At 58.1% G+C, this 17,235-nt stretch carries 12 protein-coding genes; 5 read left to right on the top strand and 7 right to left on the bottom strand.

Going from position 1 to position 17,235, the window contains the following annotated elements:
• Positions 1-59: 59 nt before the first annotated feature.
• Positions 60-1,460 carry a H(+)/Cl(-) exchange transporter ClcA gene (clcA, locus tag KGP22_RS03820; RefSeq protein ID WP_223581277.1) on the bottom strand — a complete coding sequence of 467 codons (1,401 nt, stop codon included), beginning with the start codon at positions 1,458-1,460 and terminating at the stop codon, positions 60-62.
• 177 nt (positions 1,461-1,637) lie between these two features.
• On the opposite strand from clcA, the gene hemL reads away from it, so the two are divergent.
• On the top strand, positions 1,638-2,918 hold the full coding sequence (gene hemL / locus KGP22_RS03815; protein ID WP_223581275.1) for a glutamate-1-semialdehyde 2,1-aminomutase: 1,281 nt from the start codon (positions 1,638-1,640) through the stop codon (positions 2,916-2,918).
• Positions 2,919-3,009: 91 nt separating this feature from the next.
• On the opposite strand, the gene fhuB is transcribed toward hemL, so the two are convergent.
• The 6 genes from fhuB to hrpB form a co-directional block, all read right to left on the bottom strand.
• Positions 3,010-4,992, bottom strand: a complete 1,983-nt coding sequence (gene fhuB, locus KGP22_RS03810; RefSeq protein WP_223581273.1) for a Fe(3+)-hydroxamate ABC transporter permease FhuB — start codon at positions 4,990-4,992, stop codon at positions 3,010-3,012.
• The gene (gene fhuD / locus KGP22_RS03805) at positions 4,989-5,879 is read right to left on the bottom strand and encodes a Fe(3+)-hydroxamate ABC transporter substrate-binding protein FhuD (RefSeq protein ID WP_115876413.1); all 891 of its coding nucleotides are present in this window, start codon (positions 5,877-5,879) and stop codon (positions 4,989-4,991) included. The genes fhuB and fhuD overlap by 4 nt, the downstream gene beginning before the upstream one ends.
• Entirely contained in the window at positions 5,879-6,676 is a 798-nt protein-coding gene (fhuC, locus tag KGP22_RS03800) for a Fe3+-hydroxamate ABC transporter ATP-binding protein FhuC (RefSeq protein ID WP_223581271.1), read from the bottom strand. The genes fhuD and fhuC overlap by 1 nt, the downstream gene beginning before the upstream one ends.
• Before the next feature lie 50 nt (positions 6,677-6,726).
• Entirely contained in the window at positions 6,727-8,982 is a 2,256-nt protein-coding gene (gene fhuA / locus KGP22_RS03795) for a ferrichrome porin FhuA (RefSeq protein WP_149367696.1), read from the bottom strand.
• 235 nt (positions 8,983-9,217) lie between these two features.
• Positions 9,218-11,743: a bifunctional glycosyl transferase/transpeptidase gene (mrcB, locus tag KGP22_RS03790; RefSeq protein WP_127729648.1), complete on the bottom strand. Its 2,526-nt coding sequence runs from the start codon at positions 11,741-11,743 to the stop codon at positions 9,218-9,220.
• A gap of 144 nt (positions 11,744-11,887) precedes the next feature.
• Positions 11,888-14,317, bottom strand: coding sequence for an ATP-dependent helicase HrpB (gene hrpB, locus KGP22_RS03785; protein WP_223581269.1), 2,430 nt, complete (start codon positions 14,315-14,317; stop codon positions 11,888-11,890).
• 73 nt (positions 14,318-14,390) lie between these two features.
• Between hrpB and thpR the strand changes: the two genes are divergently transcribed.
• The 4 genes from thpR (at position 14,391) to gluQRS (ending at position 17,221) form a co-directional block, all read left to right on the top strand.
• On the top strand, positions 14,391-14,945 hold the full coding sequence (thpR, locus tag KGP22_RS03780; protein ID WP_115876418.1) for an RNA 2',3'-cyclic phosphodiesterase: 555 nt from the start codon (positions 14,391-14,393) through the stop codon (positions 14,943-14,945).
• Positions 14,935-15,639: a DNA/RNA nuclease SfsA gene (sfsA, locus tag KGP22_RS03775; RefSeq protein WP_023310436.1), complete on the top strand. Its 705-nt coding sequence runs from the start codon at positions 14,935-14,937 to the stop codon at positions 15,637-15,639. Before thpR ends, sfsA begins: the two co-directional genes overlap by 11 nt.
• Positions 15,640-15,815: 176 nt before the next feature.
• The gene (gene dksA / locus KGP22_RS03770) at positions 15,816-16,271 is read left to right on the top strand and encodes an RNA polymerase-binding protein DksA (protein WP_001155232.1); all 456 of its coding nucleotides are present in this window, start codon (positions 15,816-15,818) and stop codon (positions 16,269-16,271) included.
• Between the two features lie 59 nt (positions 16,272-16,330).
• Positions 16,331-17,221, top strand: a complete 891-nt coding sequence (gene gluQRS / locus KGP22_RS03765; protein ID WP_149367699.1) for a tRNA glutamyl-Q(34) synthetase GluQRS — start codon at positions 16,331-16,333, stop codon at positions 17,219-17,221.
• The last annotated feature ends 14 nt before the right edge of the window (positions 17,222-17,235 follow it).

The following is a 17,235-nucleotide window of genomic DNA, read 5'->3' as shown; positions in this document are numbered from 1 at the left end:
GCTATTGGGTAAAATTCACCCAATTCTTTTCGTCATTATCTAATACCCTGGTAATTCATTCAAGTATTCTGCGCGGCGGCCCGCTCCGCCTCTTGTTTCGCCAGGGTACGCGCAAGGATGGTGGAGTATAACGGTTTTCCACCCAGGAACTGGGCTAATAGTGTCGCGCCGAGACAGGTAATGATCATTGGCAAAATGAGCTGGTAATTGTCCGTCATCTCCAGTACCAGCACGATCCCGGTCAACGGCGCACGAAGGGACGCGGCCAGCAGCGCCCCCATTCCGGCGATGGCAAACGTCCCGGCGTCAAGATGATAGGCGGGAAACCCCGCTTCAGCCGCCATACCAAACGCGGTCCCGAGCAGCGTACCCAGCGCCAGCATCGGGGCGAAAATCCCGCCGGGCGCGCCGGAGGAGAAGCACAGCACCGTCGTGATGACTCTTGAAATAAACATAAACAGCAGCAGGCCCACGCTGAAATTCCCCGCAGCCGCAATGGGAATCAGCCCGAACCCGCCGCCCGCGGCATTCGGCTCGATGAACCCAAGCACGCCGCACATGCCGCCCAGCAGCCCCCCCATCAGCACCCATTTCGTCGTGTTGCCGCCGTGAATGAGCTGGAACATATCCTGAGCGCGCAGGATAAAGGTGTTAAACAGCGGACCCACCACGCCAAAAATCATGCCGAGGATCAGATAAAGCCACAGGGTGTTGACCGGCGCGTTGGTCAGTTTACCCACCTCAATAACCGCGCCCTCGCCATTAAAAATGCGAAACACGATGCTCGACATAATGACGCCGGTAAACACCGCTTTAATCGAGATCAGGTTGTAGCGAAACTGCGCGCGCATCTCTTCGATGATGAACAAAATGCCCGCCAGCGGCGCGTTAAACGCCGCCGACAGCCCCGCCGCCGCGCCGGTCGCCAGCAGCGTATGGCGCGCTTCGGCGCTGCGCATCCGAAAGAGATCGCCCACCATGCGGCCGAGGTTCCCGCCCAGCTGAACCGTGGGTCCTTCCCGTCCGAGTACCATTCCCGCGCCCAGAGTTCCCATGCCGCCGATGAATTTAACCGGAATCACCCGCCACCAGCGCACCGGACGCAGCTCCTCCAGCGCGCCTTCAATTTCCGGGATGCCCGATCCCCCCGCTTCCGGCGCGAATTTACGCACCAGAAAATACCCCACCATGGCAAACAGCGCAGACAGCCCGAATGCCCACACCCAGACCAGCCATTCGCTATTGGCGAAACCGGCCACGGTGCCCACTCGCCAGTTGAGCACGGCATTAACCGCTTTTTCAAACGCCACGCCCACCAGCCCGGCGAGTGTTCCCACCACGGCAGCAGCCAGAAGGATCGCCAGCGGCGTTTTATCGCGGTTAAGCAGCCGCCGAATGCTGATTCGGTGCTGAGCGCGCGTAAACTGTTGTTCTTCAAAAGACGGAGAATCTGATTTCATGTCCTGCTCTTATTCGTCATACAAAAAGCCGCGAGGATTTTACCAGAGACCGCCCTACCGTCTCCTGAAAATTACTTAACAAATCTTAAAGCATTACCCGGCTAAAAATTTCATAACCATCCCCGAATCACTTAGAATAGTGGGCTTAACCATTTTATACGAACCAGGAACGACGCCATGAGCAAGTCTGAAAACCTCTACAGTGCAGCCCGCGAGCTTATTCCGGGTGGCGTGAACTCACCTGTGCGCGCCTTCACCGGCGTGGGCGGTACGCCGCTGTTTATCGAACGTGCTGACGGCGCGTATCTGTATGATGTCGATGGCAAAGCCTATATCGATTACGTCGGCTCCTGGGGCCCGATGGTGCTGGGTCACAACCACCCGGCAATTCGTAACGCGGTAATTGAAGCCGCCCAGCGCGGCCTGAGCTTCGGCGCGCCAACCGAAATGGAAGTGAAAATGGCGGAGCTGGTGACTGAACTGGTGCCTACCATGGACATGGTGCGTATGGTGAACTCCGGTACCGAAGCCACCATGAGCGCCATCCGCCTGGCGCGCGGTTTTACCGGCCGCGATAAAATCATCAAGTTTGAAGGCTGTTACCACGGTCATGCGGACTGCCTGCTGGTGAAAGCGGGTTCCGGCGCGCTGACGCTCGGCCAGCCGAACTCCCCGGGCGTACCGGCTGACTTCGCGAAGCATACCCTGACCTGCACCTACAACGATCTGGACACCGTTCGCGCGGCGTTCGAGCAGTATCCGCAGGAGATCGCCTGCATCATCGTTGAGCCAGTTGCGGGCAACATGAACTGCATCCCACCGCAGCCTGACTTCCTCCCGGGCCTGCGTGCCCTGTGCGATGAGTTCGGCGCGCTGCTAATCATCGATGAAGTCATGACCGGCTTCCGCGTGGCGCTGGCGGGTGCCCAGTCTTACTACGACGTCGAGCCGGACCTGACCTGCCTCGGCAAAATCATCGGCGGCGGCATGCCGGTCGGCGCATTCGGTGGGCGTAAGGACGTGATGGAAGCTCTGGCGCCAACCGGCCCGGTTTACCAGGCGGGCACGCTCTCCGGTAACCCAATCGCCATGGCGGCGGGCTTTGCCTGCCTGACCGAAGTGGCTCAGCCAGGCATTCACGAAACCCTGACCGACCGTACCACGCAGCTGGCAAACGGCCTGCTGGAAGCGGCAGAAGAGGCCGGAATTCCGCTGGTGGTTAACCACGTAGGCGGGATGTTCGGGATTTTCTTCACCGACGCGAAAACCGTGACCTGCTATCAGGACGTGGTGAAGTGCGACGTTGAGCGCTTCAAGCGCTTCTTCCACCTGATGCTGGAAGAAGGCGTGTATCTGGCACCGTCAGCGTTCGAAGCGGGCTTTATGTCCGTGGCGCACAGCGAAGATGATATCAATAACACCATTGACGCGGCGCGCAAGGTGTTTGCGAAGCTGTAAGATGTGCGGCTTGATGCCCTCACCCCCCCTCTCCCACAGGGAGAGGGAGCAAACACTAAAACGGCAATCTAAGGATTGCCGTTTGCTTTTATTACCGACTCTGCTTTCTCAACAGATAAATAAAGTACGGCGCACCGATAAAGGTCGACAGCAGACCCGCCGGGATCTGATATGGGAACAGCACCATTCTTCCGCCCCAGTCCGCAAACACCAGCATCACCCCGCCCGTCAGGGCCGACATAACAATATGCGGCATCGTCCGGCGGAATCCCATCATTCTGGCAATGTGCGGCGCCATTAACCCGACAAAGCTCAGCGGTCCAATCGTCAGGGTTGCCGTCGCCGTCAGGCACGCCGCCAGCAGCAGCAAGGCCACACGCGCTGGCGTCAGCGCCATTCCCACCGCACGCGCGCTTTCGCCGCCGAGCGGCAGAATAGTCAGCCAGCGTCGGCACAGCGGCACCATCGCCAGCAGCACGACCATCACCATCCCGGACCAGATCACCTGGCTGCCGGTGGCGCCATACGTTGAGCCGGAAATCCAGGTCAGAATCTTCGCCATACGCGGATCGCCGCTCGCCTGCAGCATCATCAGCAGCATCGTGAACGCGGTGCTGAGCGCCATTCCCGCCAGCAGCATGCGGTGCGGTGAAAACCCGCCGCGACCGGCGGCAATCAGGATAATCAGCAGCGTAACTGCCGCACCGAGACTGCCGGCAGGCATCAGCCAGCCAAACGCATTGCCCGGCACAAAGAACAGCATCAGCACCACGCCAAAGGCGGCGCCAGAGCTGATCCCAAGCACTTCCGGGCTCGCCATCGGGTTGCCGGTAAGACGCTGAATAATGCATCCTGCCACCGCCAGCATCACGCCTGCGATCAGCGCAGCGAGGATACGCGGCCAGCGCCACTGCAGCAGGTCGTTGAGTAAATCGCCCGTTGCCCAGTGCCAGCCCGAGGCATCGCGTCCGAATGAAAGCGCCGCGAACGAGGCGACAATCAGCACCGCCAGACCGGCAAGGCTAAACCACAGCACCGACTGACGTTCAGCGTAGACTTTATCGCCCGCGTCCATCGCCGGTGCGCTCATGCTGCGCAGGCGCGGGAGCAGCCACAGCAGCAGCGGCGCCCCGATAAGCGCGGTCACAGAGCCAGTAGACACTTCCCTCCATACCTGCGCCAGCCAGAGAATGAGCTGATCGGAAAGCCAGAGTATCAGCGCCCCAATGAGCGGCGCCAGCATCAGACGCGCCAGCAGGCGACGCGCGCCGAGCATTTTCGCCAGCAGCGGCGCAAACAGGCCGATAAACCCGATAATGCCGACCGCGTTCACCAGCAGGGCGCTCAATACGATCGCCAGCGTCAGCGCCGCCAGACGAGCCAGCGACAGGGCCAGACCGAGATTGCGCGCCACGCCATCGTCCAGCCCCATGAGCGTCAGAGGGCGCAGGAGCAGCAGCGTCAGCACGACACCGCCAGCCAGCTGCGGCCACAGGCGCAGCACAATGCTCCAGTCGGTCTGGGTGAGCGTGCCGGTACTCCACAGGAACATGCTTTGCAGCCGATCGTGATGGAACAACACCAGCAGCTGGTTAATCGCCCCACAGTACAGGCTCACCACCAGCCCGGCCAGGATAAGCGTCACGGGAGAAAGGCGTTTGCCCCAGGCCACGCCAAAGACCAGCGCGCCCACCACGCACGCACCCGCGAGTGCCGCAAACTGCGAGGTTAACGCTCCCGGCAGCGTCCACAGGGTGGTGATGGTGATCCCAAGCTGTGCGCCGGTCGCAACGCCGAGCGTGGTTGGCTCTGCCAGCGGGTTACGTAAAACCTGCTGGAACAGCACGCCCACCAGCCCTAAACCGGCACCGACTAACAGGGAGATTGCCAGACGCGGCAGCAGGCTGTAGTGGAACAGCATCTGCTGAATATTGTCGATATCCGGCGAGGCCAGAGCGGCCCCCCACTGCGCGCGTGGTAACGCTGTAGAGAGGTTGAACCCGGTTGATACCAGCGCAACCAGAAAAAGCAGGGATAACAGCAGCGCCGGGAAGCGGGCGATACGCGTACTCATGCTTTACCTCCCAGCGCGTTATCCAGCACGCGGGCAAAATGCATGGCCGACAGCGTCGCGCCGTAGAACCAGACCGCCGGAGCGCGCTGGAAGCGCTTCTCGCGCACAAACGGCATCGCCTGCCAGAGCGGAGTCGCCATCAGGGTTTGCATGTCGCGTTCGTTGCCGTGGTCGAAACACAGCACGTCCACGTCGCGAAACGCCGCCAGACGGTCGATACCCACGGCGGTACTGCCCCAGAACGTCATCTCCCCTTCCCAGGCATTACGAATGCCGAAGCTGTCCAGCACCTCCTGGAACAGACAGTTTTTACCGAAGACCAGCATATGGCGGGCATCCAGCAGCGTCACCATCAGCAGCGGACGATCGCCCCGGTGAGCAAAGCGCGGCTTCAGGGAGTCGATCAGGGCATCAAATTCGTCGAGGTGTTTTTTGGCCTCCGCCTCGCGGTTGAGGAAATGCGCCATCTCGTTAATCGAATTTTTCGCTACGGCCAGCGGTTTTTTACCGTCGCTGAAAGCGAATCCGCGCCCGGGCGCAATGCGCGCCATGACCTCCTCTGAGGGACCGTAGCCCGCAGACCAGAACAGGAACGAGGGTTTCATCTGGGTGAGCAGTTCGAGATTTGGCTCAGTTCGCAGGCCGACGTCGATCACCGAGTCCGGCAGCTTCGGCTCGTTCACCCAGAGGTTATAGTTGGGAATGTCCGCGACGCCGTAGGGCGTGACGCCGAGCGCCATCATCAGTTCGACCGGCAGCCATTCCAGGGCCACAATACGGTGCGGATCGACGGTGGCAGCACGCGCCGTATTCATTTTTAACAGCAGCGGTGAAAGGGCCATCGCCGTCAGCAGGCGACGGCGGCTAATGCGTGTGTTATTCAGCATCAGTAGACAAAGCTCACCGGTGCAGCCCCGGCCGGGTGAGGCAGAATACCCATCGGAATAGCGTAAATATGTTCCAGCGTTTCGCTGCGCATCAGATCGGATGGTGTACCCTGCGCAATCATTTCGCCACCGCGCAGCGCGACAAGGTAGTCACAGTAGCGCGCCGCCATGTTGATATCGTGCAGGACCGCAATGACCGTCAGACCACGCTCCTGGCTTAAGCGGTGCACCAGCGCCAGCACGTCGACCTGATGTGCGATATCCAGCGCCGAGGTTGGCTCATCCAGCAGCAGGCAGCGGCTGTCCTGCGCCACCAGCATCGCAATCCACGCGCGCTGACGTTCGCCGCCGGACAGGCTATCCACCAGACGGTGCGCCAGTGGTTTCAGCCCGACCAGCGCAATCGCCTCTTCCACTTTCTCTCTGTCAGCAACGCCAAAGCGCCCAAGCGCCCCGTGCCAGGGATAACGCCCAATTGCCACCAGCTCACGCACCGTCATCCCTTCCGCCTGCGGCAGCTGCTGCGGCAGATAGGCCACTTTGCGGGCAAACGCTTTGCTGCTCCAGCTCTCCAGCGGCTGGTCATCCAGCAGAATATCGCCTTCAGAAGGCGGCTGATGGCGCCCCAGCATCTTGAGCAGCGTAGATTTACCGGAACCGTTATGACCAATCAGGCCAGTGACTTTACCTGCGGGAAACGTCAAAGAGAGCGGATGCAGCAAGGTGCGCCCGGGTACGCGAAAGGAGAGATGGTTAAGCGTAAAGGTGGTGTCGGGTTGCGTTTGATTATCCTGCATATCAGCCAACTTAAATAAAAAGGGCACGGCGAACCGTGCCCGAAGAGAGATTAGAAGCGGAAGGTCGCGGTGGCAACAACCTGACGTTCAGCACCCCAGAAGCAGCCGTAAGTATTAAAGCAGCTGGCAACGTACTCACGATCGAACAGGTTGTTCACGTGTAGCGCGACGTTTGAGCCAGCCATGCCAACGCGTGCCAGATCGTATCTGACCAGCGCATCGACAACGGTGTAGCTGCCTACTTTGAAGGAGTTCGCCGGATCGCCATAGCTTGAACCCGTGTAACGGACGCCGGTACCCAGCGTCAGGCCAGACAGCGCACCGTCAAACAGCGTGTAATCACCCCACAGCGATGCCATGTGTTTTGGAACCTGAGCAGGCGTGTTGCCTTTATAAGTGGTGTCTGTGGTGTATTCGGCATCGGTATAGGTATAAGAACCTACCAGGTTAACGCTCGCAGACAGGGCCGCTTTCGCTTCCACCTCTACGCCACGCGCGCGGATTTCACCGCCCTGTACCGAGAAGAAGGAGCCCGCCGGGTCCGCCATCAGGTTGTTGGTTTTGGTCAACTGGTACAACGCACCGGTGACGACGATCGGACGATCGTTCGGCACGTATTTCACGCCCGCTTCGTACTGTTTGCCTTTAGACGGTGCAAAGACGTTACCGTTCGCTCCGGTCTGAGAAGCCGGTTCAAACGACTCGCTATAGCTAAAGTACGGGGTTACACCGTTATCAAACAGGTAGTTAACGCCACCGCGCCAGGTGAACTGGGTATCATCACGTTTGGAGGTGGTGTTCGTCACGCGGTTGTAGGATTCCTGATCGGCCCAGTCATAACGACCGCCCAGGGTTACCAGGACTTTGTCCCACTCAATTTGATCCTGAGCGTAAACGCCGGTCTGTTTTTGCTTGTTCAACACCTGATAGGCACCTGACGGTCCAGGATGTGAACCGAAATCGAAATCGCTACGATCGAGGTTATAGATATCAGATGGCGCAACGGAACCGGCATAGCCGAACCACGAGTCGATGTCATTACGCATGCGCATGAAATCCACCCCAGTCAGCAGAGTATGATCGAGTGAACCTGTCGCGAACTTGCTCTGCAACTGCGTATCAACAGTGAAGTTTTCCAGCTTCTCATTATCGATCACATACTGGCGAGTCAGCGTATGACCCCACTGCGACTGAGGAACGCTCGCGCAAGGGCTGGATGCCGGATTACTCGAGTAGAGCGGATCGGAACACATGCCGTAGCCGTAGACGCTGTTTTGGGAAGTTTTATTCTGCGCATAGCGCAGGTTCTGACGCACGGTAAAGGTATCGTTGAACTCGTGGTCGAAGCTGTATCCCACCATTTTCTGGTTACGGGAATAGGTATTGTTCTTCGCGCCTTCGTTGAAGTTCGTCGGCAGACGATCGCCGTTCGGCAGCGGATCAACCGTTCCCTCTTTTGGCAGCCAGCCGTAGTAGCCCGTTTCAGGCTCGTTCTGGAAATAGGAGAGGAACGTGAAGGTGGTTTTATCATCCGGACGCCAGGAGAACGATGGCGCGATGGCGTAACGCTGCTCGCCCTTACCTTCCTGCTGGGAATTATTAGAACGCGCAACGCCCGTTAAACGGTAAGAGTAAACGCCGTCATCGTCGATTGCATCGCTAAAGTCGAACCCGGTCTGGAACAGGCTGTCCGTGCCGACTTTGAACTGGATCTCTTTCAGGGACTCGGTTGTTGGGCGCTTACTGACCATGTTCAGCAACCCGCCAGGGCTGCTTTTGCCGTACAGAACGGAAACCGGACCGCGCATGATCTCGGCGCGCTCCAGCATATACGGATCAATCACCGCGTCGTTATAGAAGTTCCCCTGCATTTTCATGCCGTCGAGGTAGTTATTCTGCGTCTGACCATCGGCTGCGAAGCCGCGAATAATCAGATAGTCATAGGTGTTAGACGCACCGCGCGTGCCTACCGCAACGCCCGGCGTATAGCTCAGGGCTTCTTTCACCGAGCGCGGCTGATGCAGCGCCATCTCTTCGGCAGTGACGACAGAAATAGACTGCGGAACCTTTTGAATAGGGGTATCCGTTTTGGTTCCGGTCGCGGATTGCCTTGCGGCGATGGTAGCAGCAGGACCCCAGGCACTTTCCTGTGCCGCAGGAGCTGCTGTTACCGTAATGGTTTCTTCTTTTTTCGGGGTTTCGGCAGCATGTGCATAAGTTGACATGCCGGCAACCGCTGTGGCGACGACGACCGCGAGTTTACGCAGCGACGTGTTCATTGGCTGAGCAGTATTGGAAAGCGCCATGTTGAATCTCTGATGTGAAAGTGAATGATAACGTAAACGAGAATTATTATTATGAGCGCCAGAATAATATGCGAAACGCTGGTTGCATAGCAAGCAGTAAGCGGCCCTATGAGAATTAAGGGTTTAAGAAATCATCAAGAGAAAACGAAGGGTTAATCAGAGTTAAAACGAGGGTTAACGAAATGAGGTCTACGGGTAAAAAAAGCCCCCTTCCGGGGAAGAGGGCTTTACAAGGTTAGTTACCGCCGAACATGTCTTTAATCCAGCCCGCAACACCGTCGCTGTCTTTCTTCTCATTCTGCTGCTGCGGCTGTTGCTGCTGCGGCTGCTGTGGCTGAGAAGACTGGTCGAACGGGTTACCGGTCGGCTGTTCAGGCTGGCTCTGCTGGCACAGGGAATCCGGGTTGGTTGTCCAGACCGGGAGCGTACGCATCCCGCCGCCGCAGACGAAGTTACCGGAGCTGTCCACGCCCATATCGACGATATCTTCCGGCGCGACAAGGTTCAGCGGCACCGGAGACTGATTTGCCAGATAGCGCTGGTAAATCGACATCGCCCCGCTCGCCCCGTACAGCTTGGTCGGCTGGTTGTTATCGCGGCCTACCCAGGTGATCACCACTTCACGGCCATCAATCCCGGCAAACCAGGTATCGACGTTATTGTTGGTGGTCCCGGTCTTACCTGCCAGATGCAGGCCCGGATACTTCGCACCCAGCTGACGCCCGGTACCGCGCTGCACTACCTGCTGCATCGTCCACAGCGTCATATAGGCGGCCTGAGCAGGAACTGCACGCTCCGCCTGAGGGAAGCTCTGATACAGTACGGAGCCATCTTCGGCAATCACCGAACGCAGGGCAGACAGCGGCGCGCGGTTACCCCCGCTGGCAATGGTCTGGAACGCCTGCGCCACTTCGATCGGCGTCAGGTTAAGCGCGCCCAGGATCATCGCCGGTACCGGGTGCAGCTGATCTTTCGCCACGCCAAGTTTTTGCCAGGTATCGACAATCGCTGGCAGTCCCAGCGACATGCCCAGGTTCACCGTTGGCACGTTCATGGAACGGGTCAACGCATCCACCAGCATGACCTGCCCGCTGAACTGTTTATCATCGTTCTGCGGTGACCAGACCTGGCCGTTGGGCTGGCGCAGGGAGATCGGCGCATCCGCAATCCAGGTATTCAGGCGATACTGATTTGGCTGACTCAGGGCAGTGAGATAGGTTGCTGGTTTTGCCAGAGAACCGATTGAGCGACGCGCCTGCATGGCGCGGTTATAGCCAGCAAACTGCGGCTCGGCACCGCCCACCATCGCGCGAACTTCGCCAGTGTTACGGTCAACCACCACCATCGCGGTTTCCAGATCGGAGAGCTTACGCTGTTTCTTCAGCGCCGGAATGCCTTCTACCGCTGCTTTTTCTGCCGCATCCTGCGCCACGGAGTCAAAGGTGGTGAAGATCTTCACGCCGGAGAGATCTTTGACCTTATCGCCAAGCTTGCTTTGCAGCTCCTGACGCACCAGCTGCATAAACGCAGGCTGAGGCGAGATCACCCCACCGCGCGGCTGAACCCCGAGTGGACGCGCGCTCAGCATGTCGTACAGCTCCTGGTCGATCACCTGCTGTTGTTGCAGCAGACGCAGCACCAGGTTACGACGCTCCAGCGCAAGTTTCGGGTTACGCCACGGGTTATAAATGGACGCCCCTTTCACCATGCCCACCAGCAGCGCCTGCTGGTCCAGGCTCAGCTCTTCCACCGGGCGACCAAAGTAGTACAGGCTCGCCAGCGGGAAGCCGCGGATTTCGTTATCGCCGCTCTGACCGAGGTAGACCTCGTTCATGTACAGCTCAAGGATACGATCCTTGCTGTAGCGCGCATCCATCAGCACGGCCATGTAGGCTTCGTTCGCTTTGCGCCAGTAAGAGCGTTCGCTGGAGAGGAACAGGTTCTTCACCAGCTGCTGGGTCAGCGTACTCGCCCCCTGCACGGTCCGACCGGCAGTCAGGTTAGCCAGCACCGCACGACCAATCGAGTAGAGGCTGATGCCATCGTGCTCGTAGAAGTGACGGTCTTCGGTTGCCAGCAGGGTATCGACCAGCAGATCCGGGAAGCCATTACGCGCCACGAACAGACGCTGCTCGCCGTTTGCTGACGAAAGCATGGTGATCAGACGCGGATCGAGACGGAAGAAACCGAACTGACGGTTGTTATCCATGTTCTCGATGGTATCCAGACGATCGCCGTCAAAGGTCAGACGCGCGCGCACCTGACCCTCTTTGCTGTCCGGGAAATCAAACGGACGACGGATCATCTCGATGCTGTTCGCCTGCACGGTAAATTCGCCAGGGCGCGTCATTTTTGACACCTGACGATACTGGGTGGCTTCCAGCAGTTTAACCATCTCGTTCTTAGTGATGGACATATCTGGCTCAAGGTTCACCATACGGCCATACACTGCCGCAGGTAGCTGCCAGACTTTACCGTCGATACGGCTGCGGATCTTCTGATCGAGATACACGCCGTAAATCGCCATCAGCACGACAAAAACAATAAACAGCTTCAGCAGCAGCCAGAACCAGCCGCGCTTGCCCCGAGGCTTACGCCCTTTGCCTTTTCCATTACGCGGCATCGGTTCTTCATCCTCATAATCGTCTTCATAGTCATCGTCATAGTCCTCATCTCTGAGGCGACGACGGCTTACCTTTTCTTTCGCCGGACGCGCTGGTTTTCCCTTACGTCCTATTGGCTCGCGGTCATTCCCCGCCATGCTTTTTCTCCGCAACTTTCAGGCGCAAAGGCCAGATTTTCTTTTCTTTCACAGGCCTGTGAAAGAAGAAATCTCTCAAAATGTGTTTTCTCCCTCTCCCCGCAGGAGAGGGGCGGGGTGAGGGCATCAGGCCGCACTCCCCTTTCACGAATATTTCTTTGTTCGCCGCGTCGGCGCCGTATTCGCCGGATCGTCCGGCCAGACATGTTTGGGGTATCGCCCCTTCATCTCTTTCTGCACTTCACGGTAGCTTCCCGCCCAGAACGCCCCCAAATCTCGGGTGATTTGCAATGGACGATGCGCAGGGGACAGCAGCTCAAGCACTAACGGCATGCGCCCTTCCGCAATGGACGGCGTGGTGGCTTCACCAAACATTTCCTGCATCCGAACCGCCAGCGCCGGCGGATTATCCTCATGATAACGGATGGCAATCCGGCTTCCGGTCGGCACAGTGTAATGCCCTGGCAGTTCACTATCCAGACGTTGACGTAATGACCAGTCCAGTAAATTCTGTAACGCGGTCTTAACATCAAGCGCCTTAAGGGCTCGCAGGGAGTGCACGCCGCTCATTTGCGGCAGTAGCCAGCGCTCAAGCGTAGCGAGCAGCGTCTCGTCATCCACCGCAGGCCAACTATATTCCGGTAGCCACTTCGCGGCGCAGTGCAGACGAATGCGGTACTGATCCGCTTCCGGCGTCCAGTTCAGGGCACTCAACCCTTTTTCCCGAATGCCATTCAGCATCGCCTGATGCAGCTCTTCTTCCGACGGCTTCGCCAGCGGCTTCGTTCCTAAAGTCAATTTCCCAATCTGGCTGCGACGAAACGCCTTCAGCGTGCCCTGGGCGTCATCCCATTCCACGGTATCAGATTGCTGAAGCAGCTGCGGACAGGTACGCGTCAGGGCGTCAATATCTACGGCTATCGCCTGCAGGATACGCGCATCCGGAGAATGGCTGCCCTGCAGCAGGAGCGGCGCAATCAGCCACTCATGACGCGTCAGGGCGTCATCGCTGTCCAGCATCGCACCCATGCCGTTTGCCAGCTGGTAGCGACCGTCCAGCCCGCGCCGACGCGCAATCCTGTCAGGGAAGCCCTGGGCCAGCAGGAAGGCAATCTTATCGCTGTCAGGCGCTCCTCCCCGGCTATTCAGGCGTTTGCACAACTGCTGCGCCCGCTGCTGCCAGTTTCCCTGATTGCGCGAAAAAGCCTGCCCCAGATCGCTGTTGCCTCCACGCGGCGGCTCCTCAAGAATAGCCGCCAGTTTTGCCGCCGTGGCAATTTCATCTTCCCCTTGCGCAGCCACCAGCATCGCGGCCAGACGCGGATCGTTGCCCAGCGCTGCCATTTTCTGGCCGCGCGCCGTCAGACGCTCGCCTTCCAGCGCGCCAAGCTGGGTCAGCAACGTGCGCGCAGCGGTGAGGTTTACGACAGGGGGAGGATTGAGCCAGGTGAGCTGCTCAGGGTTCGGGCAGCCCCACTGGAGTAGATCCATCACCAGACCAGACAAATCACTTTGTAAAATTTCTGGCGTGCTTTGCTGTGCAGCACGTTCAGCCTGTTCCGCGCTGGTCAAATGCAGGCAGATACCCGGCTCAAGACGCCCCGCTCGGCCAGCGCGCTGCACCATCGACGCCTGGCTGATGCGCTGCGTCAGGAGTTTAGTCAGCCCGGTACGCGGGTCAAAGCTTGCTACCCGCTCCTGCGCGCTATCCACCACCAGGCGAATACCTTCAATGGTCAAACTGGTTTCAGCAATGTTGGTTGCCAGCACCACCTTGCGCTGCCCAACCGGAGCAGGAAGGATAGCTTTACGCTGATCCTGCAGCGACAGCGCGCCGTAAAGCGGGCAAAGCAGCACATCGCCGCCTACGCGGGTAGATAGGTGCTCCTGCACGCGCTGGATCTCACCGACACCCGGCAAAAACAGAAGCAGCGAGCCGGGTTCCTGACGCAGCAGTTCTGCGGTTGCGATGGCGACCGCTTCGTCAAAACGCTGGTGGGTCGGAAGCGGTTGATAGCGGCGTTCAACTGGATACGCCCGCCCTTCAGAGCTGATAACAGGCGCATCGGGTAGCGCCTGCCGTAGCCGCTCATTGTCCAGCGTGGCCGACATTATCAAAAGCCGGAGATCGTCGCGCAGCCCCTGCTGAACGTCCAGCAACAGCGAGAGGGCCAGATCCGCCTGCAGGCTGCGCTCGTGGAATTCATCCAGGATCACCAGCCCAACGCCGTTCAGCTCCGGATCGTTTTGCAGCATACGGGTAAGAATGCCCTCGGTGACCACTTCAAGACGCGTGGTCGGGCCAACGCAGGTCTCGGCACGCATCCTGTAACCTACCGTTTCGCCCGGTTTTTCATTCAGCAGCTCCGCCAGACGCTGCGCCACGTTGCGCGCGGCCAGCCTGCGCGGCTCCAGCAGGATAATTTTCCCGCTGATGTTCCCGTCTTTCAGAATCTGCAGCGGAAGCCAGGTGGACTTACCCGCCCCCGTCGGGGCACTGAGCAAAACCTGCGGGGAGTGGCGTAAGGCAGCGAGAAGGTCAGGAAGAACGACGGCGACCGGCAATGAGGACACTAACAGCTCCAGAGGGTTAACATTAGTCGGCGTACATTGTAGCATCGGCGCATATCATTACCGAGTCCTCCGTATGCCTGAGTCGAAACGGCTGTTTTTTGCCATTGAATTGCCCACCACGATACAGCGTCAAATTGTTCGCTGGCGTGCCGACAACTTCGCGCCGGAAGCAGGCCGTCCTGTTGCGGCGGCTAACCTGCACCTGACGCTGGCCTTTTTGGGCGACGTCAGCGCCGAAAAACAGCGGGCATTAGCCGCAATGGCCGGGCGTATTGCCCAGCCGGAATTTACGCTGCAACTTGACGACGCGGGTCAGTGGCTACGTTCGCGCGTGGTCTGGCTGGGAACGCGCCAGCCGCCGCGCGGATTATTGCAGCTGGCGAACATGCTGCGCGCGCAGGCGGCGCGCAGCGGCTGTTATCAGAGCCCACAGCCGTTTCATCCGCATATCACGCTGCTGCGCGATGCCGGTCAGGCCGTTGCCATCCCGCCGCCGGGTTTTCACTGGGCGTTTCCGGTCAACACATTCGCGCTTTATGAATCCGTCTTTGCACAGGGACGCACCCGCTATACGCCACTACAGCGCTGGACGCTGGGCAACACCGAAAGGAATTCTGATGAAGTTTAGTCCTCCTCTGCAGCACGCCACGTTAATCCAACGCTACAAACGCTTCCTCGCCGACGTGATTACCCCCGAAGGGGTTCAGCTCACCCTGCACTGCCCCAATACCGGTGCCATGACGGGATGTGCGACGCCGGGTGACAGGGTCTGGTATTCCACATCAGAAAATAGTAAACGGAAATATGCCCATACCTGGGAAATGACCGAAACCCAAAACGGGGCATTTATTTGCGTTAATACCCAGCGCGCCAATCAGCTGGTTAAGGAAGCGCTGACCCTTGGCACAATTCCCGAACTGGTGGGATATGGCACGCATAAAAGTGAAGTGAAATATGGCGATGAGGGCAGCAGAATTGACTTCATGTTACAGGCGGAAGACAGGCCGGAGTGCTATATTGAAGTGAAATCAGTGACGTTAGCGGAACAGGAAAATGGCTACTTCCCGGATGCGGTAACGCTACGTGGCCAGAAGCATCTGCGAGAGCTAATGAGTGTTGCGGCGGCGGGCAAACGCGCCGTATTGCTGTTTGCGGTGTTGCATTCAGCCATTGAACGTTTCTCCCCTGCCCGCCATATTGACCCTAAATACGCGCAATTGTTGAATGAGGCACAAAAGCAGGGGGTAGAGGTTTTCGCTTATAAAGCGGAACTTTCTGCCGATAATATGACTCTGAGATCCTCTCTTCCCATTGTCTTATAAGGGATTAGACGATTGACGAATAAGTGTTCTGGCCGCGTGCGCAAATACGCTTTTCCTCACAGGCTTGTCAAGTGTTACGTTTAGATAATTGCCATACGGAAAAGCATCTGCTATTTATAGCGACCTGATTTTTCCCCCAACACGGGGATCGATAGTGCGTGTTAAGGAGAAGCAACATGCAAGAAGGGCAAAACCGTAAAACATCGTCCCTGAGTATTCTCGCCATCGCTGGGGTGGAGCCGTATCAAGAGAAGCCGGGCGAAGAGTATATGAACGAAGCCCAGCTGTCGCACTTCAAGCGTATTCTTGAAGCATGGCGTAATCAACTCAGGGATGAAGTCGATCGCACCGTTACTCATATGCAGGATGAAGCTGCCAACTTCCCGGATCCGGTAGACCGTGCCGCTCAGGAAGAAGAGTTCAGCCTCGAACTGCGTAACCGTGACCGCGAACGCAAACTGATCAAAAAGATCGAGAAAACGCTGAAAAAAGTCGAAGACGAAGATTTTGGCTACTGCGAATCCTGCGGTGTTGAAATCGGTATTCGTCGCCTGGAAGCGCGTCCAACCGCCGATTTGTGCATCGACTGTAAAACGCTGGCCGAAATCCGCGAAAAACAGATGGCCGGTTAACACCAGCGCTGTTTACACACTCCAAAGGCGGGAGTCTCTCCCGCCTTGTTACTGTTGATATGTCTGAATCACACTATATTGGGCGCTTCGCGCCATCTCCTTCCGGTGAATTACACTTCGGCTCATTAATTGCCGCGCTCGGCAGCTACCTGCAGGCTCGCGCCCGCCTGGGAAAATGGCTTGTCCGCATTGAAGATATTGACCCTCCACGTGAAGTTCCCGGTGCAGCAGAGACCATTCTGCGTCAGCTGGAACATTACGGTCTTCACTGGGATGACGAGGTTCTCTGGCAGTCAAAACGTCACGATGCTTATCGGGAACGTCTGGCCTGGCTTCGAGATCGGGGGCTTTCCTATAACTGCACCTGCACCCGCGCCCGTATCCAGAGCGTAGGAGGGGTCTATGATGGCCACTGTCGTACGCTCAATCTCCCCCCGGAAAATGCCGCCGTGCGCATCAAGCAGCGCTCCCCGGTGACGCGCTTTAACGATCTCCTCTCCGGTGAGATTCATGCCGATGAACGTCTGGCGCGTGAGGATTTTATTATTCACCGTCGTGACGGCCTTTTCGCCTACAACCTGGCCGTGGTCGTCGACGATCGTTTTCAGGGCGTGACGGAGATTGTGCGCGGGGCGGATCTGGTCGAGCCCACCGTGCGACAAATTTCGCTTTATCACCAGTTTGGCTGGACGGCGCCGGATTACATTCATCTGCCGCTGGCGGTTAATGCGCAGGGCTTAAAATTGTCAAAGCAGAACCACGCCCCGGCCCTGCCAGAGGGCGATCCGCGCCCTGTTTTGATCGACGCGCTGCGGTTTCTCAACCAGAATGTAACCAACGAATGGCAGGATCTGCGTATTGACGAACTGCTGAAAATGGCCGTTGCCAACTGGACGCTCGCGGCAGTGCCAAAAATCCAGCATTCTCAAATGCGTTGCGCTGAGCTATGATTAGCCGCTTTTTT

This window comes from Enterobacter sp. JBIWA005 (assembly GCF_019968805.1).
In the GTDB taxonomy this organism is placed as follows: Bacteria; Pseudomonadota; Gammaproteobacteria; order Enterobacterales; family Enterobacteriaceae; genus Enterobacter; species Enterobacter vonholyi.
The sequence above is the reverse complement of the archived record's forward strand: the minus strand, read 5'-3'. Positions and strand labels throughout refer to the sequence as shown.